Source organism: Paraniabella aurantiaca (assembly GCF_050309965.1).
GTDB lineage: Bacteria > Bacteroidota > Bacteroidia > Chitinophagales > Chitinophagaceae > Niabella.
Map to the genome: position 1 here is coordinate 607,138 of NZ_JBLOSY010000001.1, position 20,303 is coordinate 627,440.

The 20,303-nt window shown below is 41.8% G+C and carries 18 protein-coding genes; 8 read left to right on the forward strand and 10 right to left on the reverse strand.

What is annotated here, in order from left to right:
• Positions 1 to 221: 221 nt before the first annotated feature.
• From ACLOAU_RS02705 to ACLOAU_RS02740, 8 genes are all read right to left on the reverse strand, one after another.
• Positions 222 to 1,064 (reverse strand): AraC family transcriptional regulator, encoded by an 843-nt coding sequence (locus tag ACLOAU_RS02705; protein ID WP_427860290.1) that lies wholly within the window; start codon positions 1,062 to 1,064, stop codon positions 222 to 224.
• Between the two features lie 115 nt (positions 1,065 to 1,179).
• A complete protein-coding gene (locus ACLOAU_RS02710; protein WP_427860291.1) occupies positions 1,180 to 1,665 on the reverse strand; it encodes a thioredoxin family protein in 486 nt (161 codons plus the stop codon).
• 5 nt (positions 1,666 to 1,670) lie between these two features.
• Positions 1,671 to 2,360 carry a peroxiredoxin-like family protein gene (locus ACLOAU_RS02715; RefSeq protein ID WP_427860292.1) on the reverse strand — a complete coding sequence of 230 codons (690 nt, stop codon included), beginning with the start codon at positions 2,358 to 2,360 and terminating at the stop codon, positions 1,671 to 1,673.
• 43 nt (positions 2,361 to 2,403) lie between these two features.
• Positions 2,404 to 3,702 carry a spondin domain-containing protein gene (locus ACLOAU_RS02720; RefSeq protein WP_427860293.1) on the reverse strand — a complete coding sequence of 433 codons (1,299 nt, stop codon included), beginning with the start codon at positions 3,700 to 3,702 and terminating at the stop codon, positions 2,404 to 2,406.
• 447 nt (positions 3,703 to 4,149) lie between these two features.
• Positions 4,150 to 4,557 carry a VOC family protein gene (locus tag ACLOAU_RS02725; protein WP_427860294.1) on the reverse strand — a complete coding sequence of 136 codons (408 nt, stop codon included), beginning with the start codon at positions 4,555 to 4,557 and terminating at the stop codon, positions 4,150 to 4,152.
• A gap of 207 nt (positions 4,558 to 4,764) precedes the next feature.
• On the reverse strand, positions 4,765 to 5,709 hold the full coding sequence (locus ACLOAU_RS02730; RefSeq protein ID WP_427860295.1) for a helix-turn-helix domain-containing protein: 945 nt from the start codon (positions 5,707 to 5,709) through the stop codon (positions 4,765 to 4,767).
• Positions 5,693 to 6,421, reverse strand: coding sequence for an SDR family NAD(P)-dependent oxidoreductase (locus ACLOAU_RS02735; RefSeq protein WP_427860296.1), 729 nt, complete (start codon positions 6,419 to 6,421; stop codon positions 5,693 to 5,695). The genes ACLOAU_RS02730 and ACLOAU_RS02735 overlap by 17 nt, the downstream gene beginning before the upstream one ends.
• Before the next feature lie 23 nt (positions 6,422 to 6,444).
• On the reverse strand, positions 6,445 to 7,437 hold the full coding sequence (locus ACLOAU_RS02740) for an SDR family NAD(P)-dependent oxidoreductase (RefSeq protein ID WP_427860297.1): 993 nt from the start codon (positions 7,435 to 7,437) through the stop codon (positions 6,445 to 6,447).
• Positions 7,438 to 7,729: 292 nt separating this feature from the next.
• On the opposite strand from ACLOAU_RS02740, the gene ACLOAU_RS02745 reads away from it, so the two are divergent.
• Positions 7,730 to 8,857, forward strand: coding sequence for a hypothetical protein (locus ACLOAU_RS02745; RefSeq protein ID WP_427860299.1), 1,128 nt, complete (start codon positions 7,730 to 7,732; stop codon positions 8,855 to 8,857).
• A gap of 158 nt (positions 8,858 to 9,015) precedes the next feature.
• Here the strand turns inward: ACLOAU_RS02745 and ACLOAU_RS02750 are convergent, their stop codons facing one another.
• Entirely contained in the window at positions 9,016 to 9,423 is a 408-nt protein-coding gene (locus tag ACLOAU_RS02750; RefSeq protein WP_427860300.1) for a PAS domain-containing protein, read from the reverse strand.
• 309 nt (positions 9,424 to 9,732) lie between these two features.
• Between ACLOAU_RS02750 and ACLOAU_RS02755 the strand changes: the two genes are divergently transcribed.
• The 7 genes from ACLOAU_RS02755 to ACLOAU_RS02785 all read left to right on the forward strand — a co-directional run bounded on the left by ACLOAU_RS02755 (position 9,733) and on the right by ACLOAU_RS02785 (position 18,261).
• A complete protein-coding gene (locus ACLOAU_RS02755; RefSeq protein ID WP_427860301.1) occupies positions 9,733 to 10,407 on the forward strand; it encodes a response regulator transcription factor in 675 nt (224 codons plus the stop codon).
• Entirely contained in the window at positions 10,404 to 11,690 is a 1,287-nt protein-coding gene (locus tag ACLOAU_RS02760; RefSeq protein ID WP_427860302.1) for a sensor histidine kinase, read from the forward strand. Before ACLOAU_RS02755 ends, ACLOAU_RS02760 begins: the two co-directional genes overlap by 4 nt.
• A 111-nt stretch (positions 11,691 to 11,801) precedes the next feature.
• Positions 11,802 to 13,787 carry an LTA synthase family protein gene (locus ACLOAU_RS02765; RefSeq protein ID WP_427860303.1) on the forward strand — a complete coding sequence of 662 codons (1,986 nt, stop codon included), beginning with the start codon at positions 11,802 to 11,804 and terminating at the stop codon, positions 13,785 to 13,787.
• Between the two features lie 84 nt (positions 13,788 to 13,871).
• Positions 13,872 to 14,555 (forward strand): phosphatase PAP2 family protein, encoded by a 684-nt coding sequence (locus ACLOAU_RS02770; RefSeq protein ID WP_427860304.1) that lies wholly within the window; start codon positions 13,872 to 13,874, stop codon positions 14,553 to 14,555.
• A 55-nt stretch (positions 14,556 to 14,610) separates the two neighbouring features.
• Positions 14,611 to 15,348 carry a COG4705 family protein gene (locus ACLOAU_RS02775; RefSeq protein ID WP_427860305.1) on the forward strand — a complete coding sequence of 246 codons (738 nt, stop codon included), beginning with the start codon at positions 14,611 to 14,613 and terminating at the stop codon, positions 15,346 to 15,348.
• Positions 15,349 to 15,415: 67 nt separating this feature from the next.
• Positions 15,416 to 15,754 (forward strand): PepSY-like domain-containing protein, encoded by a 339-nt coding sequence (locus ACLOAU_RS02780; protein WP_427860306.1) that lies wholly within the window; start codon positions 15,416 to 15,418, stop codon positions 15,752 to 15,754.
• A gap of 95 nt (positions 15,755 to 15,849) precedes the next feature.
• Positions 15,850 to 18,261: a TonB-dependent receptor gene (locus tag ACLOAU_RS02785; protein ID WP_427860307.1), complete on the forward strand. Its 2,412-nt coding sequence runs from the start codon at positions 15,850 to 15,852 to the stop codon at positions 18,259 to 18,261.
• Positions 18,262 to 18,587: 326 nt separating this feature from the next.
• Here the strand turns inward: ACLOAU_RS02785 and ACLOAU_RS02790 are convergent, their stop codons facing one another.
• Positions 18,588 to 20,039, reverse strand: coding sequence for an RtcB family protein (locus tag ACLOAU_RS02790; RefSeq protein WP_427860308.1), 1,452 nt, complete (start codon positions 20,037 to 20,039; stop codon positions 18,588 to 18,590).
• Positions 20,040 to 20,303: the final 264 nt, after the last annotated feature.

The window sequence follows — 20,303 nt, forward strand, 5'->3', positions numbered from 1 at the left end:
CACTATTAACGGTATCGAATTGGGTTACAAAGCCCTCAACTAACCGGCTTCGATTTACAAAATGTACAGAGTGGTCAAGGAGTATTAGCGCTCCAATCGAAGCGGCTGCTCCCGCAACTATGAAAATTCAATACCACATAACATTGCTCACAAATGTAAACTTAATTTTAGTGAAGAAAGTCTTCAAGCCTTCCATTGCCTTTCTTTACCAATTCAGATTGTTATCGTTGATTTTTGAAGTCTGAAACATTTGTTCCGGTATACGCTTTGAAGAATTTACTGAAATGCGCCGGGCTTTCAAAGCCCAGGTCAAAAGCGATTTCTTTTGCAGATTTTTCGGTATAATGGAGATAGCGTTTAGCTTCCAACACAATTCTGTTCCGAATGATAACGGAAGGTGCTGGTTGCTTAAGGAGGCTAAAAACGTTGCTTAGCGTTTTGGGAGATTTATTTAGCGCTGCAGCGTAATACTTAACTTCATGCTGCTCCTTAAAACTACCTTCCAGCAATAAGGAGAATCGCCTGATGATATCCATCTTTTCGTGCGGGAATTCCATATAGCTTTCACATTGGGCCTTCGCCATCCTTGTTGCTTTTATGATGACTCTTTTTAGCAGTGTACGAAGCATTTCTCCCTGGTAATTATCCTTCAGCGCCATCTCATTGGAAAAAACCTTTTCAAGGTGCAGCATTTCCTCGGTTTCCTGCTCATTTAGTAAGATGAACATCGGATGCCTGATGCCATAGAAAAGAAAACCAACACAACCTACTTCGGTATCGTGTTCAACAATGCAGTAAAACTCCCGGTTAAACTGCCAGGCCGTCAAAGTTTCCGGATGCTCAAATCTGAAATGCTGGTTGGATACCAGCGGTAGAATACAGCCCTTTGGCATGGTGTACACTATTTCGTCAATAGTGACCTGCTGGGCTGTGCCTTTGTTGTAAACAAATGTATTGATCGGATATGGGGCCGGATTGCTTAATCCATGCCCTCCGAAAAGCTTATTGCCACTATGCATGACGAATCGCGCAGCCGTTGAGTTTTCGCTATATTCCTTGATCATACCAGATGTTTCTTTACCGTACTCAAATTTTATAAGTACTGCTATCTTCCAAAATTATCAAAGTGCACTGGATATAATCCCTGCCGGTTTCCTCACTTTGCTCAATTTAGCAAAATTATTTTTTCTCAATTGCTGTGAGAACGTCCGTTCCAAGATCAATTAGCCGCTTACCGTTTATATAGCCGATTTGCTTTCTAACCAGTTTGCCTTTCGGAGAAAAGAATAACAGCGTGGGATATTCATTAATGTTCCACTTTTCAGCTAAAGCCAGGCCTTCACCTTTTTCCATGTCAATAGTGTAGTTGATAAAATGGGTATTATAATACTCCGCGGCGGCAGCATCTTTAAAAGTAAATTTTTGTAGCTGTATGCACGGTGAACACCAGGTGGTAAAGGCATCCACAAAAATGTATTTTGCCTCCTTTTTTGCCAGTACAGTTATGTCTTGCCATTTCCCTTTGGCAAATCCTATTTCTTTCGCCATGGCTGCAGGAGCTTTTGGCGATCCTTTTGCCTGGCCAAAGGATGATGTGGTTATTCCATGCGTGAGCAAAATCATGGCTATCAATGTCCACTTTAAAGGGATTTTGTTGTTTATCATGACCGTTACTTAATCTCTTTTTTTATGACTGTTGCTGCCGTCGTTAAAAGTTCGGAGCTCATTCTTTGTTTGAAATCAGGGTTGATGTACTCAAATTGAATGGCGCCGGTTTTATCCAGGATAAATACCGATGGTACGGGAAGCAAAAGGTCTTTATTTTTCCCGCCGGTAGTTTTCGGTAGCATCTCCCAGTATCCTTTAGGCGCTTTAAAGGCGATGCCGAATTTCTTAGCTAAGCTTAAGTCGGCATCCGACAATAAAGTATAGTTCAGGCGTTCTTTTTTTACCGATTCCGCCAAACCTCCCGGCATATCAGTACTAACCGCAATTAGTTGATAGCCTAATTTTTCCAGTCGAGGGGCTGACCGATGCAGGCCAGAAAGTTGCCTGGAGCAATAAGGACACCACCCACCTCGATAGAAAATCAAAATAGTCGGTTTTTCAGATATAAGCTTATTGAGATCAATATCCCTTCCTGAAGCATCGGACAGCATAGCCACGGGGATTTTTTCTCCAATTAACAAAGGACTTATATCCTCCGGCCGTTGAGGAATCACATAAGATACCTCATTATTTTCGTTTCCGGCGATCACCTTCGACAATGTCGACAAATTGCCTTTGTCCTGAGCGCCAACCATACCTATAGAAAAGGTTAACGAGAGTGCTATCATAGCACATTTCAGCATTGCATTCATTTTAAGCTTTGTTTTTATGTTCAATGTTTTTGAGCTAGCCCATTTAATGAAGGGTTACTTTGATGATTTGAGGTATTGCGGGTAAGGTTGTAAACATATTAGGATTCGGAACTGCCTCAATAGTCTTGCTTTCTTCCAGGGGTGTTCCTGATAAATTAAACTGTGTGATACCAGCACCCGGAAATTGGTTGATCGCGGTACCGTTATCGAACAATCCTATAGACGAAGAAATATCGCCCTTTTGCATCGCATCTGTGCCGTTGTCCTTCGACGCAAAAAACCAGTCATTGGAGAACCCGTACATAGTAGCGATTGCTATACGGTCACCTTGGGTAACATTTAACGACTGCGAAACGCTGCCGCCCATTTGACTGCTAATTTTCGGCAGCAAGACGGTAGTGTTTTGCGCTGCAAGCACATAAACGTCCCTTACACCTGGAACGGTTTTGAGATAGGTGGCCAGGTTGCTTGCATCGCCTTTCTGCGCCAGCTCCTTCAGGCCTTTACCCTGATCTTTTTGTCCGGTTTTATAAATGGGATTTTCAGAACCGGTATATACTACTACCAGCACAGGGGATAGGGGCGTAAAAGTGCCTGTTTGTCCGGTAAGATAAGTGCCCAGGATACTATTGTCGCCCATCTCAGCAATGTTTGTCAGACCGTTAGCGGCAGGCTTGCCAGCTTCATAAAGTGGATTAGGATTTAAAAGCGTTCCTCCTGCAATGTAGGAGATTGCCCAAACACCGGGACTGAAGGGTGTAGAATTGGATGTAGCACCCGAGGTGTTGGTAATAGTCAGTATGAAAGTAGAATTTCCTTCGTAATGCAGGTTTACCTTCATCAAGGAAGAAGCCGAAGCATAGCTATTGCCCTGAGCATCCGTCCCGTTTACTTCAGTGACGTTTTGGGCAGCAGATGCGGTACCCGGATGCGAAACTGAAGCACCGGGCATTTGATTAACCCGGGTCCCATTGTCCCAAAGCCTGATCTGTGACGAAACATCGCCCTCTATTGGTGTACCATTATCCTGGTATAGTTTTATGCCAGGATTCGTGGGTGCAAAAAAAAGATCATTCGACCAGCCATACATGGTTGCGAACGTCAGCGCTTGTCCCTTGGCGGCCGAAAATTGGAATGATACTGATTCACCAGGCATGATAAGCGGTGATGCACCATTATTTTTAAAAGTGCCCGATTCTACCAAGGGCCGCGAATCCAATACATTTTCTATAGTGATAGATGCCGCCGATATTTGCTGCATATTGTCGTTGTCTTTATCGCAGGCCGCTATCAAAAGAGGCATGGCAGCCAGAGAAAGCCAGATTGAATGTTTACGTTTCATAATCTCATTCTTTTGTTGTACCTACAAAAGTAGATGAGTCATGGGCAGGAGTTGGCGTCTGTATTTCCCGTTGAGTTGTCTAAATTTCCCGAATTGACGTTAAAGCCTCCCCAGCCACTTGAGACGTAATGCACAGCAATTTGTATTATGACACGAAAAATTTACTTGCACTTTCGAGAGTTGATTTATCCCGGGATGGGTGAATACTTAAAATCTGGTGGTGCTGAGAGACCTATTTACTAATCCAGGTGAAAACATCTTGTATAATATAAGATGTTTGATCTCTGCCGCCAGGATTAAGGCAAGCCAAAACTGACATTTTTCACCAGAGATTCTTATCTGGAGGGAATGGATGCAGCCCACCACCGGTTTAATAAAAATGGATTGTTACATGGGCCTCTTTCAAAAGAGCCTCACGCAACAATTCACCGAATGTTTTGATGGGAATCAGCTATTAAATCTTTCAATAGCTTCAGCGGCAACCGGAGTAAAAAGGTTGACTAAATTGCCGTCCGGATCTCTTAATAATAGAGATTTATTTCCCCAGGGCATAAGCGTAGGAGGCTGAACTAAATGCTCGCCTTGCAATAGTTCGGACAACTCGTCAAAACGTTGCTGCACATCCTCCACCATAAATTCAACAATAACACTACGATTACAGGCGGGTTGCGCTACGGATTCGCCGCCAAAAAACTGTAACGTGCGAACACTCCCAATAGCTAAAGTTGCTTTTCGTGTTTTTATCTCTGCAAAATCGGGCGTATACCTGTTAGCCACAACTCCTGTTAGCTTTTCATAAAAATTAATCAGCTCATCAACCTTTGAGGTGATGATCCTTACAGACATTAAATTCATAGCTTTTTTATTTTAAGCCGTGAAGGTCTAACGAGGGTATGACAACTGTCTGTCAGGAGGCCTGAATTTTCTTACGCTAGTATGCTTTCGACAATCACCCGGGCCCAATTTGCGCTGGCAGCCATGCTGATGAAGTAATGGTGAAGTAGTTGCAACATAAATAATATAGTAAGCATTGCATTAAAAATCAGATATTACATCAACTGTTTACCTTTGTTCAAACAATTGGCTGGGCGCTAAGCCGAATTGCTTTTTAAAGGCGAACGAAAAATGAGACAGGTTTTCAAAACCTACTTCATAACATACATCCAATGGCTTCTTCTTTTTTTCCGCCAGCTGGTAATAAGCCAGGTCCAATCGCTTTTGCGTCAGCCAGCGTTGCGGTGTTGTGCTGAAGGCCTTTTTAAAATCGCGCTTAAAAGTGGTAAGGCTTCTGCCTGTCAGGTAGCCAAATTTTTCGATTGGCAGATTGAACATAAAATTTTTTTCCATGTAGTCAGTGAGATTAATCTTGCCAGGCTCTTCAAAGTTAGCAAGTACCTGGTCAATCTCGTTGTTGAGTGTTCTGAGAATGCTGATAGCCTCCGTGATCTTAATAGATGCTATATCTTCCGGTATGTCCTTCATATCAAAATAGGGGATCAGCGAAGCGAGGCAACTTTCCAGTAGGGGATGATTGCTGAAACTGTAGATTTTCGGCGATTTCGGCCGGCTGGGTTTTATATCCTTGCCGGCATAAAAACTTCCGAGCCTGTCTACCGATAAGTGCATGACTACTGTCTTATGCGGTTGTCCATCTTTAGGATAATTGATAATAGTGGCTAACTGGTTCCTGGGAATAAGAAAAATATCTCCCTTTTTAAAATAATAAGTTGCATCTGCCTGTACGATCTTCGTTTCGCCGGAAAGAAACCACACCAGCATGTGGTGGTCAAACATAATATCCGACTTGAAAAATTTATCCTCGTAACTGGATAGCTTTATATCTTCGGTAATATACCGGGCCTGGTATTCCATCATTTTATTTTTTTTAGGAATCAGTAAATCAAAGATAGCGGATTGCGTAGACTCAGCTTGTTTAAAAGGCCAGGCTTTGAAAGAGGAAGGTGCATCATTAATATTATTTTCCCTGTTGTTAAATAGACTGCCCACCGTCTACCAAAAAGTTAGCACCGGTTATGAAGGATGCCTCTTCGCCTGCCAGGTAATGAATCATACTGGCGACCTCCTCAGCCCTGCCCATTCTTCCTGCAGGAATACTTTGCAGCAATTGGTTTTCCAACGTTTCATTTAAGCCAATTTTGTTCATGATCTCAGTCGCCACGGGTCCCGGGCTTACAGCATTAACACGAATCTTTCTGGAGGCCAGTTCCAGTGCGGCTATTTTTACCACTGCATTTACGGCAGCTTTACTGGCCGCATATACGGAGGCACTTTGTGGGGATATGGTGGCTGAAGTGGATGAAAGCATGATCACGGAGGCTCCCTCGTTGAGCAAAGGAATAAACCGGCTCAACGTAAAGTAGGCGCCTTTAAAATTAATGTTCATCATTTCATCAAACTGGCTTTCTTCTACCTGTTCAATGGTAGAGAATTTGGTAATGCCGGCGTTGATCAGCAGGATGTCTACTTTGTCCAATTGCGCTTTCACTGCTGCTGCAAGCTGCTCAATGTCCGGTATCCTGGACTGGTCTGCCACCAGCCCCGTTATATTGAGTTCTTTCGCAGCCTTCTCTACTGCATCTTTTCGTCTCCCGGTAATCACAACCCGGGCACCGTTTTCTTTTAGTCTTCTCGCAGCGGCATACCCGATACCACTATTGCCCCCGGTAATTACAGCAACTTTATTTTCCAGATTTTTCATTGTTCTGTTTTTTTAAGTGAGTATTATAAATTAAACTTCAAACCGGTCATGTCTTCTGTTAGCATCCAGAGCTGCTTGGCACTGGCTTCATCCAGGGAATAGGGATGTACACCCTTTTGGCTGGCAATATCAGCACACAAAGGAGCGATGTCTGCGTCCTCGCAATACACACCGCCAATAGTGTTTAATAATGTTGATGTGGCGCACCATACCGTTGTGGCAGCGCCTTGCGGGATTGTTTTCAATGATGCAGCAACCTCGGGCAGCATTTGTCCATCTGCATCGACGAATCCCATTTTCTGAAACAGTTCTAACGGAGCTTCTCTTCCCAGCTCGGTCCCGCCGATAGAACCCGGATGTACGGCGAATACCCTTACATTATAATCACGGGCACGATTATCCAGCTCCATGGAGAAAAGATTAACGGCTGTTTTAGATTGGCCATAGCCCAGAAGTGTTTCGTATGTTCTGTGCAGGAAATTGGGGTCTTCGAAATGGAAGGGGGCGAAATGATGCCCGTGCGAAGAAACATTGATTACCCTGGCGCCATTTGCCTTTTTAAGCGCAGGCCAAAGCTTTGCCGTAAGCTGGAACGGTGCCAGGTAATTGGTGGCTAATTGCGATTCTATACCGCGGCGGTCCCTGCGCAAAGGCACCCACATAATACCCGCATTGTTGATGAGCAGGTGCAGTGGCCTTCGGGAAGCAAGAAACCTGTCTGCAAATGCATCAATAGATTCCGGTGACATGAGGTCCATAGCCGCTATCTCTACGTTGTCAATACCGTGCAGGTTTTTAGCGGCCTTATCCATGTCCCGTGCAGGCACTATCACAGTTGCTCCAGCCGCGGCAAGCGTACGGGTAGTTTCCAGTCCGATGCCCGTATTGCCGCCGGTAACTATGGCAATTTTTCCTGTAAGGTCAATTCCTTTAATGACATCATCGGTTGTTGATTTTGCATTGAAGCCTGAACCAGCTGATTGTTGTAAGGCTCCCTGATAATTGTTCTGTTCCATTTTTAATTTGTTTTGTTGGAACAAAAGTAGAACGCCTTACAACCACTGACTTTGTTTAAAAGTCCTGATTTGTTTGTTTAAAAGACCAGGTAAAAATTGCACGGGAGTTGATAAACTTTTTTATTGAAGATGGATTCCAATGGGCATCAACGCCTATTCATAACGACAGGCGCGACCAGATCTTTGGTTCCTGGTGACGGGTACCGGAAAGCTCTTGGGAAAACTTAAAACAAGGTTTGATTCATTTTCACTCGTATTTTTGGCTCCCTCTAAATAATCAAACCAAACAAAAATGAAAAAGAAAATAATTGGTCTAACCTCTTTATTTCTGTGTTTTCAAATTATTTCAATCACAGCGTATGCCCAAAGGACTATCCAACTCGGCTCGGGAATATTGTTGGGAAATGCGATTCCCATTAACTCAGATTACTTTTATTCCTATACCCAGGCTATTTACACTAAAAGTGAAATGAACGCAGCAGGGGCAACAACAGCGGGCACCATTTCCAAAATTCGGTATCAAACTGTCAATGTCACTCCTTCTGTTACCTGGGATTATTGGACCATTTACATAAGGCACACTACAGTGGACAGCTTCGTTACTGAGACCGATTGGGTGCCGGTTAGCAATCTAAATCAGGTCTACGAGGCTTCACTTCCGCTCCTAAACGTTAGCCAGGCAAATACCTGGATGGAATTAACCCTGAGTAGTCCCTTTCATTGGAATGGAACGGATAATATTGTGATAGCCGTAGATGAGAACAGGCCGCTGGGAAATATTCAATGGCAATATTGGCGATCTTATCAACCAACAACCGGACCTGGCTATGCCAGAGGATTGTATTATGGAACGGATGTAAACAATCCGAATCCTGTAAGCCCTCCGGCGGCAACTAGTATTTCTCAAAACATTCCGCAGGTTCAATTTGAATTTACGCCTGACGGAACATTACCTGTTACATTTGGATCGGTTTCAGCAAAATCAACAGCTTCCGGCTTACAAGTGAACTGGCAGACTTTTAACGAAACAAACGTAGATCACTTTGAAGTGTTGGTATCGACAGATGGGGAAAATTTCAAATCAATAGGTAAATTGGCTTCGAAAGGAATCAACGGCAACTCTTCAGACAAGCTTAACTATAGCTTCTTATTACCAGTTACAGACCTGCAGGATAAAATGAGTTTTGCCTATATACCATTCCTGTTTGCTGTAGGATTATTATTGACTTTTATTAACCGCCGTACTAAACAGTGGGTAGGTGCGCCGTTGATTTTTGTATTAGTGATTTCTGGCTTTTCATGCCGGAAACACCAGGGTGAGGTGTTGATCAGGTCAGGGCGAATATTTATAAAAATTCAGCAGACAGATAAGGACGGAGCAAAATCCTCGTCGTCTACTGTAAAAGCTCAAATCGATTGACAATGATGTTACCCGCTTCGGCTAAGTTGGCTGAAGTGCGGGTTATGAAAATAATTATCTTAGGGTACTTGCATATAAACAAGTGATCAGCTATGTAATGTATGCGAAAACATAGCAGTTTCTCAAAAGACTTATTCATTCATTCATTAAGTTCATGACTAGCGATATTCAATGAACTCATCTTTTTGTTTTTCCTGCATTTTACGGATGCTGATGTCCCGCGCAATGGTTGAGACGCCGACAACCTCGCCGTCTTCGTCTTTTACAGGAGAGAGAAATATCGCCAGGTCGGCTTGCAGTCCATTTTTATGAACTCTTATGGTTTCGTATACCTGTACAGTAATTTCGTGTTTAATGTTGTTGACTTTTTCTATAAGGTCATGTATGTCTTCGGGGCGCATAACCATATGCAATGGTTTTCCTATGGCTTCTTTCGCCGGATGACCATACAACTCCTCTGCGGCTTGATTCCAACTCGTAATAATTCGGTCTAGATCGATAGAAACGATTGAATCCCGAGAGGATTCCAGGATGGAGGCGAGTAAATACTGGATTTTCTGATTCATGTAGTGCCAATAGTAGGGAGGAAGAAAGCCTATAGCCCACAGAATCCCGACCATATTGCCCCAGGGTGAAATAATTCAAGTGTTAATGATACTAAAGGTGTTGACAGATTCAGCACTCAATGTTCAATTTGCCCTATAGTAGCAAAAGTTCTGCCCGAAAATGTTGTACAGAAAAGAAAAAATAGGCAGCCGTGTAAAATCAAAAGTTACCGGATTAATTAAGTGAATCTTACCTGAATCTATTCCGCGATAGAAATCATATATAGGCTATTCCAAATTTCTTCAAAATTGAAATTGTAAATTTATCGAATGAAGATATTAATTATTGAAGATGAAAAGGAGCTCGCCCAGAGTATTGTAGAATATCTTTCCGAGGAAAACTATCTGTGTGAACTTGCTTCCGGCTTTAGCGAAGCCATGAACAAAATAGATGTATTTAACTATGACTGCATTTTGTTGGATATAACATTGCCGGATGGAAACGGACTTAAGATTTTAGAAGAACTGAAGAAGGAAAATAAACAAGATGGTGTTATTATCATTTCGGCAAAAAACTCTGTAGATGATAAAATAAAAGGCTTGCAGATAGGAGCCGATGACTACTTATCAAAGCCCTTTCATTTGTCAGAATTGACGGCGCGTATTTATTCCCTCATCCGAAGAAAACAATTTAATAACTCCAATGTGATACAGCAGGACGAATTGGAAATTGACCTTCTGGCGAAAACGGTTGCTGTGAATGGCCAACCTGTTACATTGACCAAAAAAGAATTTGATTTGCTTATCTATTTTATCGGGAATAAGAACCGGGTACTTTCCAAAAGTACGTTGGCTGAACATCTTTCAGGTGATTTCGCCGATATGCTCGATAATCATGATTTTGTTTACGCGCACGTTAAAAACCTTAAGAAGAAACTGAGCGATGCCGGTTGTGAAGCATGTATAAAGACGGTTTACGGTACAGGCTACAAATGGGAAGGATGAAAAATTTATTACATCAATCGGGCAAACAACTAACCCTCTTTGCATTTATTGTATTTGCATTGAGCGTTCCCTCGTATTTTCTTTTGGTAGACTGGATTTGGCTGAAGGAGCTGGACGAAAACAATCAACTTATTGCAGAGCGGATAGAAAATGAATTTAATGAGCAAAAGATCAGCGATGAAAAATTAGCCGAAAGCATTCAATTCTGGAACGAAATACAGCCGGTAAGCAAAATAGAAAATGTGCGAAGAAGCTTATCGAAAGACAGTTTGTATACCGTCAGGCGGGAAAATACTTATCCTTCCAGAAAAGAGGTCGTAGATCGCTTTCGTGGTTTAAAAACCAATATTAAAATAAATAACCGAAACTATGTATTGGTTGTAGAAACCAACGTGGAAGAAACCGAAGAAACTGTAACCTACATTGCTATGGTTACATTGTTATTCTTCCTGATTTTGGTAGTCGGTTTTTGGATTTTGAATAGGAGGCTTTCTGAAAAATTATGGCAACCGTTTCGGGATACTTTACAGAAACTAAAATCATTTCAATTAAGCAGTCAAAGCCGGATTGAGTTTCAGGAAACAGATACCATTGAGTTTGCTGAACTGAATACGACGCTTGACAAGCTACTTCAGCATAATATAGCTGCTTATAAAAGCCAAAAGGAATTCACGGAGAATGCTTCCCACGAATTGCAGACTCCTTTAGCCGTATTGAAAAACAAGCTGGACATTCTGCTGCAGAACGATGACCTGACCGAAAGGCAATACCATATTGCTGAAGAAATGAACAAAGCCCTGATAAGGAGTGCACGCATCAATAGAAACTTGCTGTTGCTTGCCAAGATCGAAAATAGCCAGTTTGATAAAGCCGAACTTGTTAGCCTCGATACTTTGGTTGCTCAAAGTATGGATGGACTACAGGAGCATTTTAAGGAGAAAAATATCAAGGTTAGTACTGATCTCCAACCCGGAATTGAGAAGAAAGGCAATATAGGTTTAACAGAAGTTCTAATTAATAATCTTCTCATTAATGCTATTCGTCATACCTCGCTGGGAGGAGCCATACAGGTAGCCTTATCGACATCGGCTTTTGTAGTTAGAAATTCGGGGGATCAGGCACTTGATACCGATTTCTTGTTTAAAAGATTTTCGAGGATGTCTGCCGACAATAGCGGTAGCGGACTAGGCTTGTCTATCATTCAGGAAATATGCAATCTTCAGGGGTGGCATGCCACATATCGTTTTGAAGATCGGGCGCATATTTTTTCGGTTACATTTTAGGCAAATCGTTGTTTTAACTTTATCGGTTCTTTAAAAGTATGCTACACATACAGAAATTCTAAATTTATTCTAAATTACATTGGTACTTTACATGTTAAAAGCAAGTCGGGCATGGATATTAAGAAAAGTTTAGCTGGTTTATTGGGTAAGCTTACCAGCGGCAGATTTTCCATATTATTTATTATTTTAGGCTTGTATATAGCCCTCTCATTTCTGACCCGGGTTGTATTTCTTATCTGGTCGGCAAAAGATTTGGATTTTAATTTTATCTACCTTTTAAGAGCGTTTGCTACGGGTTTGGTTTTCGACATTACCACAGGACTATCTTTTCTCTTACTATATGCCGTTTATCTCCTGCTTTTCCCCAAAAGATGGATTGGGTCATGGGCGGATAAGGTCTTTACCTACTTTTATCTTTCCATAGTCCTTATCATTATATTTTTTAGTTTGATGGCCGAATTCCCGTTTTGGGACGAGTTTGGGGTGAGATTCAATTTTATAGCAGTTGACTACCTGATATACACTTACGAAGTGGTGTCCAATATCAATCAGTCTTATCCGTTACCATTAATCATTGCCGTTTTAATTGCTTTTGTAACAGGTATATTCATCTTGCTAAACAAGAAAGGCATTTTAAGAAATGCGTTTTCCGACAAACTGCCTATGCGCGTCAGGACAATTTATATGCTTCCTGTATTGGCTGTTGCTTTTCTGTTACTGGGCATAATGAAAAATAAACAGGCTGATTTCAGCAATAATTTGGTGATAAATGAATTGGGCAAAAACGGAGTGTTTTCATTCTTTGCCGCCTTAAGGTCTAATGAGCTGGACTACGATACTTTTTATCCTAAGCTCAGCGATCAGCAGGCGTATGCTGTATTGAAGAAAACACTTTTACAGGAGAATCAGCAATACACTTCCGGGCAATGGGACAATATTAACAGGATAACAAAGGGAAAAAATGAAATCCATCCCAATATTATCCTGATTACGATAGAAAGCTTCAGCGGGGAATTTCTGAAAGCATTTGGAAATAAAGATAACCTTACGCCGAACTATGACAGCCTTGCCAATCAAAGTATCTTTTTTACCAACCTGTATGCAACAGGCACAAGAACAGTAAGAGGAATGGAAGCGCTCACACTTTGCGTTCCGCCTACGCCGGGCAATAGTATTGTAAGAAGGCCCCACAACGAACATATATTTTCCATTGCTACAATACTTAAACAAAAAAGCTACCATCCTTATTTTATTTATGGCGGAGATGGCTATTTCGATAATATGAATAACTTTTTTGGCGGCCAGGGCTTTGATATAGTAGATAGAGATCGCGGAAATCCATTGTCCGATCAGATTGAAACACAGCGGTACAATATCCCCACCGATGAAGTGAGCTTTGAAAATGCCTGGGGAATTTGTGATGAAGATTTGTACAAACAGGCAATTAAATATGCGGATAAAAGTAGTAGTGCCGGCACACCTTTTTTCCAGTTTGTAATGACAACATCCAATCATAAGCCTTACACTTTTCCTGAAGGGAGGATTAGCCTGCCACAGGGCGACAGGAATGCAGCAGTAAAATACACAGATTATGCCTTAGGTAAATTCATTGCCGTAGTGCAGCAAAAACCCTGGTTTAAAAATACAGTGTTCCTGATTGTGGCAGACCATTGTGCCAGCAGTGCGGGCAAATGGGAAATCAATATTGATAAGCACCATATACCTGCTATTATTTATAACCTGCAACAACCTGCACAAAAAATAGATCGCCTGGTATCGCAAATAGACCTGCTGCCTACACTGTTTGGATATTTGGGGTGGAGCTATAATACTGCTTTGTACGGCAAAGATATTAACCAGGTAAAACCCGGTGCAGAACGGGCTTTTATAGGGAATTACAGAACGCTGGGCATGTTAAAAAATAACCTGTTTACGCAAATAGATGACCGTAAGCGAATAAAACAGTTTGTATTTACGACGGCTAATCAATCTTTAACAGAACAAAAAAAGCTGGATCCAACATTAGCCGACGAAACCGTTGCGAACTATCAAACCGCCAGCGAGCGATTCAAAAATGGAAAGATGGGGGCAAGGTGATTTTTGTCATTGTGATATCAACGGCAGTACTACAGCCTGCAAAGGTTTAGCCAGAAATATAAAAAATACCTGTAAATTTTAATAATGAGAAATTTGAGGCTGTGTGTATGCATGTTGCTAATCCCGTTCTCTAGGATTAACGCGCAATCATTAGACAGTACCCATGTAAAGGATACGATACAGTTACAAATAGAACAGTTCAAAATAAAAAAACTGTATGTGCCTGTGGCGTTAACCGGCCTTGGCATCGCGCTTAACAGCAATAAGCCGGAATCTTTCAAAAACGAAATTGCAGAGGAACGCAATGAGCACCTGTTTCATTTTGGCACTCATATTGACGACTATTTACAACACAGTCCTATCGCCATTGCGTACGGACTGGATGCATTGGGGGTTAAATCTAAAACCGACCTGGCTAACCGCACTGCTATATTGTTAAAAGGTGAGTTGTTTAACCTTGTAGCCGTTGGTATTGTTAAAAAATATGCACACCAGCTAAGACCCGATGGTTCCAATTACTTATCCTTCCCGTCGGGTCATACGGCGAATGCCTTTGCGGCAGCTACTTTTTTGAGCGAGGAATACAAACACCGGTTTAAATGGATGCCCTATGCTGCCTACGGTATAGCGGGTACCGTAGGTATATTAAGAATGGCCAATAACAGGCATTACATAAGCGATGTGCTGGTTGGTGCAGGTATGGGCTTCCTTTCTATGAAGCTAAGCTATTGGACACACCAGTACAAATGGGGAAAGCGGAAACGTTGATCTGTGCCATTCAAAATTTCCTCTAAATTGAACGATAGCTTTGTTGTAAAAGAAGATGAAGCGATTAAATAAGGTAGCTCCCATCACGCTATTATTCTGGCTAATGAAAGTGATAGCGACAACCTTGGGGGAAACGCTGGGGGATTTCATTGCTATGACCCTCAATTACGGGTATGTGATCGGGTTAGGTATTACCTCAATAATTATAATTATTGCGCTGTTAATACAACTTAATGCCAAAGAATATAATCCTGTAAAATATTGGTTTGTTATAATCGGAACCACGACATTAGGTACTGAGATTTCTGATTTTATTGATCGAACCCTACAAGTGGGATATCTGTTGGGAAGCATATTATTGGCGATCAGTCTTGCTGGTGTTTTACTTATTTGGTATAGATGGTATAAAAGCCTGGAAGTATATCCAATTATTGAAAAGCAGAAAGAATTACTATTCTGGACAACTGTTCTGATCTCCAATAGTTTGGGGACAGCGTTTGGTGATTTCTTAACCGACAACTTAGGGCTAAATTATTTGCTTGGTGCCTTGGTAACAGGGATCGTTATAATGCTGGTAATGTTATTACATTATTTGACCAGACTTAATCATATTCTGGTATTCTGGATCGCATTTGTTTTTACCAGGCCCTTTGGCGCAACATTCGGTGATTTTCTCACAAAACCGTTAGCGAAAGGAGGAATGGAACTCGGAACGCTTAATGCGTCTCTTATTTGTATTTTTTTAATGTTTCTAATGATATTCATAACCCGGAAAACTATGAAACGTGAATGAGTTACATTAAGCCATTCCAAATTTCTTCAAAATCATTTTGAAATTTTAAGGCCTAAAAATAAAAAAAATGAGAAAGGTGATTTTTGTCTTATTAGCGTTGGTAAATGTGTTATTGGCCAATGCACAAAAAGTTTCAGACAAGGTAGTTCCGGTAGCAGTAAAATCATCGCTACAAGAGAAATATCCTAATGCGAAGGTGTTAAAATGGGAACGAGAGAATGGCAACTATGAAGCAGGATTTGAAGTGGCAACGACTGGTTATTCTGTATTGATGGATGCTTCGGGAAAGATACTTGAAACAGAAACAGAAATCAAAAAGGACGAATTGCCTGCTAACGCCAAAGCCCATGTTGCCAAATACTATGCAGGACAAAAAATCAAAGCGACAGCAAAAAATCACAGATGATAAAGGGATTGTTACCTACGAGGTAGAAGTAAAAGGCAAGGAGCTGATTTTTGATAACTCAGGTAAATTTTTAAAAGAGGTTAAAGACTAAGGAGATGCTTAAAGTCAGGTTGTTTTTTGTACTCATTTCGATTATTACAGCTTCGGTAGCTAATGCACAAGCTTCATCCATTGCTATTTCAGGTATAATAAGAAATAAGGCAGATAAATCGGCTCTTCCTTATGTAAACGTTGTTGTGAAAAATGAAAAGGACAGTTCATTTGTAGCCGGAACAGTAACTAATGATGAAGGCAGGTTTTTCATTGCCAGTATTAAGCCTGGAAACTATCGTTTGTACATTTCCTTTACAGGATTTGAGCCTAAGGAACAACCTTTGTTTGTTGGCAGCCTTTCAGCGTTTTTAGATCTTCCGCTCATTGAGTTAAACGAGCAATCGACGGTTTTGGAGGGGGTAACCGTTACAACACAAACAAACGGTATAAGTAACAAGCTGGACAAGAAAACCTACTCTGTTGCCGACAATATCAGCCAAAGCGGAGGTTCGGTTTTACAGAGTATGCAAAATCTGCCCGGTGTTACGGTACAGGACGGTAAAGTACAATTAAGGGGTAACGATAAGGTTACGGTTTTAATTGACGGTAAGCAAACTGCTTTAACAGGTTTTGGCAGCCAAACAGGTTTGGATAATATTCCCGCATCTGCCATAGATAAAATAGAGATTATTAATAACCCTTCCGCAAAGTATGATGCTAACGGCAATGCAGGTATCATCAACATTATAATGAAGAAAAACAAGCAGAATGGCTTTAACGGCAAAGTGAGTTTGACTTCGGGACTGGGTTCACTTTGGGTACGGAAAGAAAACCTGCCGAGCATAAGACCCCAATACACTTTTACGCCGAAAATCAATCCATCAGTATCGCTCAATTATAGAAAAGATAGGGTAAATCTCTTTCTTCAGGCAGATAACTTATATACACAAACGCTGAACAAAAATGAGTTTGTAACCAGGAGTTATGATGATGGTACGATTATCAATTCGCAATTGAAACGCAACAGGAACACTAATTTCCTGACTACCAAAGCGGGCGTTGATTGGAGCATTAATGAGCAAAATACATTGACCGTTTCGGGAATGTACGGAAGTGAGAAGATTATAGACCGTGGAGACCAGCCATTTTTTAACGGGGCTATCTCACAACGGTTACGTCTTTGGCAGTTCCTTGAAGATGAACTGAAAACTACTGCAATGGCTACAGCATCTTACATGCACAGGTTTAAGGAGGCAGGACACTTATTGAACGTCGGTTTTAATTACACCTTTCACAGGGAGGACGAGCAATATTTTTACGATAATTACCTGCCTTCGTCTACAGGAACAGATGCATTCAAATTGCTGTCAGATGAACAGGTATATGATTTCAATATAGACTACATCAGGCCCTTGAAATATGGCCGTATCGAAACAGGTATCAAATTGCGTAACCGGAGCATTCCCACCAATATGGATTTCAGGCCGGGAGCCAATTCCGTTTTGGATATGGAGGCCGGAGGCTGGGCAGACTATAGAGAACTGATACCAGCCGTGTATGGGAACTATGTTTTTGAAAATGAAAAATGGGAAGCTGAATTAGGCCTGCGAATGGAATACGTGAAAATCCGGTACGATGTAAACCCCAACCACAGTACTTACAAAAGTGATGGTTACAACTATACACAACCCTTCCCCAATATGAGGCTGGCTTATAAATTGAATGAGAATAATAAACTTTCTGTATTCTATAATCGCAGGGTGGACAGGCCGAACGAAGTGGACATTCGCATTTTTCCTAAATATGATGACGCAGAAATTATCAAAGTCGGGAACCCTGCGTTACGCCCGCAATTTACCAATTCCATAGAATTAGGGTATAAGAATACCTGGAGCCGCGGTTATTTTTATGCTGCACTATACCATCGTTTTGCCAATGGAACCATTACAAGAATTTCAAGCACAGTTCCGGGTAGTACACTTATATATGCCATATTCCAAAATGCCGGCAGAAGCTATAACACTGGCATGGAAGCCATTGTGAACCAAAAGGTATCTGATGCCTATTCTTTCAACATCAACGGTAATATTTACCGAAACCAGATAAATGCTTTTACCGTACAAAACAAGTATCCTGCGCCGAATACCTTTTCCGCTGACCAGCGATCTGCCATGTCGGGCAACCTGAAACTGAACAATACCTTGCGTTTTGCAAAAGGGTGGGATGCACAATTAACAGCTGTATACCTGGCACCTGATATTATTTCTCAGGGTAAGATTTTATCGAGATTTTCGATTGATGCGGGGGCGAAAAAAATAGTACAGAAAGGCAAGGGCGAATTATTCTTCAATGCAACTGATTTGCTAAACACAATGGTCATTAAAAGAAAGATTGACGGAATGGGTTTTAGGTACACCAGTAATGACTATTATGAAACACAGGTTATCCGGTTAGGATATAGTTATAAGTTTTAAATAAACCCATAAAAGGTGAAGATTTATAGAGTCAGGAGGGGTGTACGTGCCGCATCTTATATCCGGTAAATTACTTCAGCGGGATATTCTCTCCCAAAAGGAATATGTGTGTGAAGTGGTGAAGACAGTGATAGAAGTTACCGGGGATTGTCGTTTTGCGCTAACGCAATTAGGTAAATTCACTCTTGCTGCCCGTTTCATGATTGTGGTTATATAAATACCTACATGAACCAGGAAGGGATTAGCAAAGCCAGATCGGTTTCATTTCGGGTAAAATAGAACGGGCTGTCCTTAACAGACAGCCCGTTGATGTGATCAGGTTTATATTACTCTCCTTCAACGATATCCTGCTTTTGCGATTTCCGGGTGCGTACCGGAGTGCCGTCCATCTTTACAATTTTAGGCGTAAAGCGTCCAACGATGTCCACCAGCGACTTTTGTCCCTTCATCACTTCTTCGATATTCTTGTAGGCGAATGGTGCTTCGTCTAAACCGCCACCTAACAAAGTAACGTTATGCTTCACCAGTTCATCTCTTAGCTGTTTTTCGGTGATGCTTTGCATCGCTTTGGTCCGGCTCAGCTTTCTGCCCGCACCATGTGACGCAGAGTAGATAGATGCTGCTTCACCTTTGCCCTTTACAATAAAACCTGGCGCTGTCATGCTACCTGGTATAATGCCCAGCACATTTTTACCTGCCGGTGTAGCTCCCTTACGGTGTACAATTACTTCTTTACCGTCGAGCATTTCTTTCCAGGCAAAATTGTGGTGGTTTTCTACCCGCTTCAGTGGCTTATGACCCAGTTGGCGTGCTATTTTATCATGAATGATATGGTGGCAGGCAGAAGCGTAGTCGCCTGCCAGGTTCATAGCCAGCCAGTATTCCTGCCCTTCTGCTTCGGCCATATCCAGCCATGCCAGGTTTTTGGCTTCCTGTGGTAAGCGTCTTTTGCTGATTGCTACTTTTGTATAATGATTCGCAATATTGGCGCCCAAACCTCTTGAGCCAGAGTGCGATAAAAGTCCCAGGTACTTACCCGCAGGTAATTGCAATGTGTCGTCGGTTTCGTCAATGCTTACTTCTCCAAATTCAACGAAATGATTCCCACTTCCACTGCTACCCAGTTGCTTCCAGGCTCGTCCATGTAATTGCTTTAACAAAGGCAGTAAGCTAAAGGCTTCATGATCCATCACTTCGTGATCAGCGGCCTGTTTGAACTGGGCGCCACTACCGAATAGTGTCGCTTCATTGATCTCCCTGGCGAAGTAATGCTCGCGTTGTACCAGCTCGCGGGGATCGATGTCAAAAATGCTCAGGCACATCCGGCAACCGATATCCACGCCAACACCGTAGGGTATTACAGCGTTTTCAGTTGCCAGCACACCACCAATAGGAAGTCCGTAGCCGTGATGGGCATCGGGCATCAGTGCACCTGCTACTGCTACCGGTAATTTAGCTGCTGTATACATCTGGTGCATAGCGCCTTCCTCGATATGTTCCTGTCCAAAAATGTTGAACTGAATTCCCGTTTGATTTAGTGAAATGCCATTGTGCTCCAACTCTTGTTGAGGCAGCAGTTGATGGGCAATGGAGCCAAAAACATCATCGGTACTATAGTCCTGAGGCGAAGCCAATATATTACCTAAAACTTTGAGGGCTGTTTCCTTGCTTTCATGTTTGTAGGCTTTTTGCATGATGTTCATAGCGATAGAAATGACAGGTCCCTCGGGATAGCCGATATTTCTTAATTCCTTTCCGGTTAAGCTTAATTTGCTCATAAAATATTTTTTAAGCGGGATTGTGTCCGCTCTGTTTGATAATGTAAAGTTGAAGTACTACGGTGCAATGTTTTTGCACAGTAAATTTTTTTTATTGGCAGATGTTAGCTTACACTGCCGGTGTTTGTTCGATATGTAGTTATAGTACACGCATAGCGGAGATTAATACGGGATTGGGAATTAGGTAACCCTGAAAAATAAGTCAATTTTTCTTATATTAGTGTTGGTTTTCTTATTGCATAAATAAGGGCTGCCGCGGCAGCC

Coding starts and splice junctions, on each gene's coding strand:
- ACLOAU_RS02705 (WP_427860290.1), bottom strand. CDS start 1,064: ATGATCAAGGAATATAGCGAAAACTCAACGGCTGCGCGATTCGTCATG.
- ACLOAU_RS02735 (WP_427860296.1), bottom strand. CDS start 6,421: ATGAAAAATCTGGAAAATAAAGTTGCTGTAATTACCGGGGGCAATAGT.
- ACLOAU_RS02750 (WP_427860300.1), bottom strand. CDS start 9,423: ATGAATCAGAAAATCCAGTATTTACTCGCCTCCATCCTGGAATCCTCT.
- ACLOAU_RS02780 (WP_427860306.1), top strand. CDS start 15,416: ATGAGAAAGGTGATTTTTGTCTTATTAGCGTTGGTAAATGTGTTATTG.
- ACLOAU_RS02710 (WP_427860291.1), bottom strand. CDS start 1,665: ATGATAAACAACAAAATCCCTTTAAAGTGGACATTGATAGCCATGATT.
- ACLOAU_RS02725 (WP_427860294.1), bottom strand. CDS start 4,557: ATGAATTTAATGTCTGTAAGGATCATCACCTCAAAGGTTGATGAGCTG.
- ACLOAU_RS02720 (WP_427860293.1), bottom strand. CDS start 3,702: ATGAAACGTAAACATTCAATCTGGCTTTCTCTGGCTGCCATGCCTCTT.
- ACLOAU_RS02755 (WP_427860301.1), top strand. CDS start 9,733: ATGAAGATATTAATTATTGAAGATGAAAAGGAGCTCGCCCAGAGTATT.
- ACLOAU_RS02740 (WP_427860297.1), bottom strand. CDS start 7,437: ATGGAACAGAACAATTATCAGGGAGCCTTACAACAATCAGCTGGTTCA.
- ACLOAU_RS02785 (WP_427860307.1), top strand. CDS start 15,850: ATGCTTAAAGTCAGGTTGTTTTTTGTACTCATTTCGATTATTACAGCT.
- ACLOAU_RS02760 (WP_427860302.1), top strand. CDS start 10,404: ATGAAAAATTTATTACATCAATCGGGCAAACAACTAACCCTCTTTGCA.
- ACLOAU_RS02790 (WP_427860308.1), bottom strand. CDS start 20,039: ATGAGCAAATTAAGCTTAACCGGAAAGGAATTAAGAAATATCGGCTAT.
- ACLOAU_RS02775 (WP_427860305.1), top strand. CDS start 14,611: ATGAAGCGATTAAATAAGGTAGCTCCCATCACGCTATTATTCTGGCTA.
- ACLOAU_RS02765 (WP_427860303.1), top strand. CDS start 11,802: ATGGATATTAAGAAAAGTTTAGCTGGTTTATTGGGTAAGCTTACCAGC.
- ACLOAU_RS02745 (WP_427860299.1), top strand. CDS start 7,730: ATGAAAAAGAAAATAATTGGTCTAACCTCTTTATTTCTGTGTTTTCAA.
- ACLOAU_RS02715 (WP_427860292.1), bottom strand. CDS start 2,360: ATGAATGCAATGCTGAAATGTGCTATGATAGCACTCTCGTTAACCTTT.
- ACLOAU_RS02770 (WP_427860304.1), top strand. CDS start 13,872: ATGAGAAATTTGAGGCTGTGTGTATGCATGTTGCTAATCCCGTTCTCT.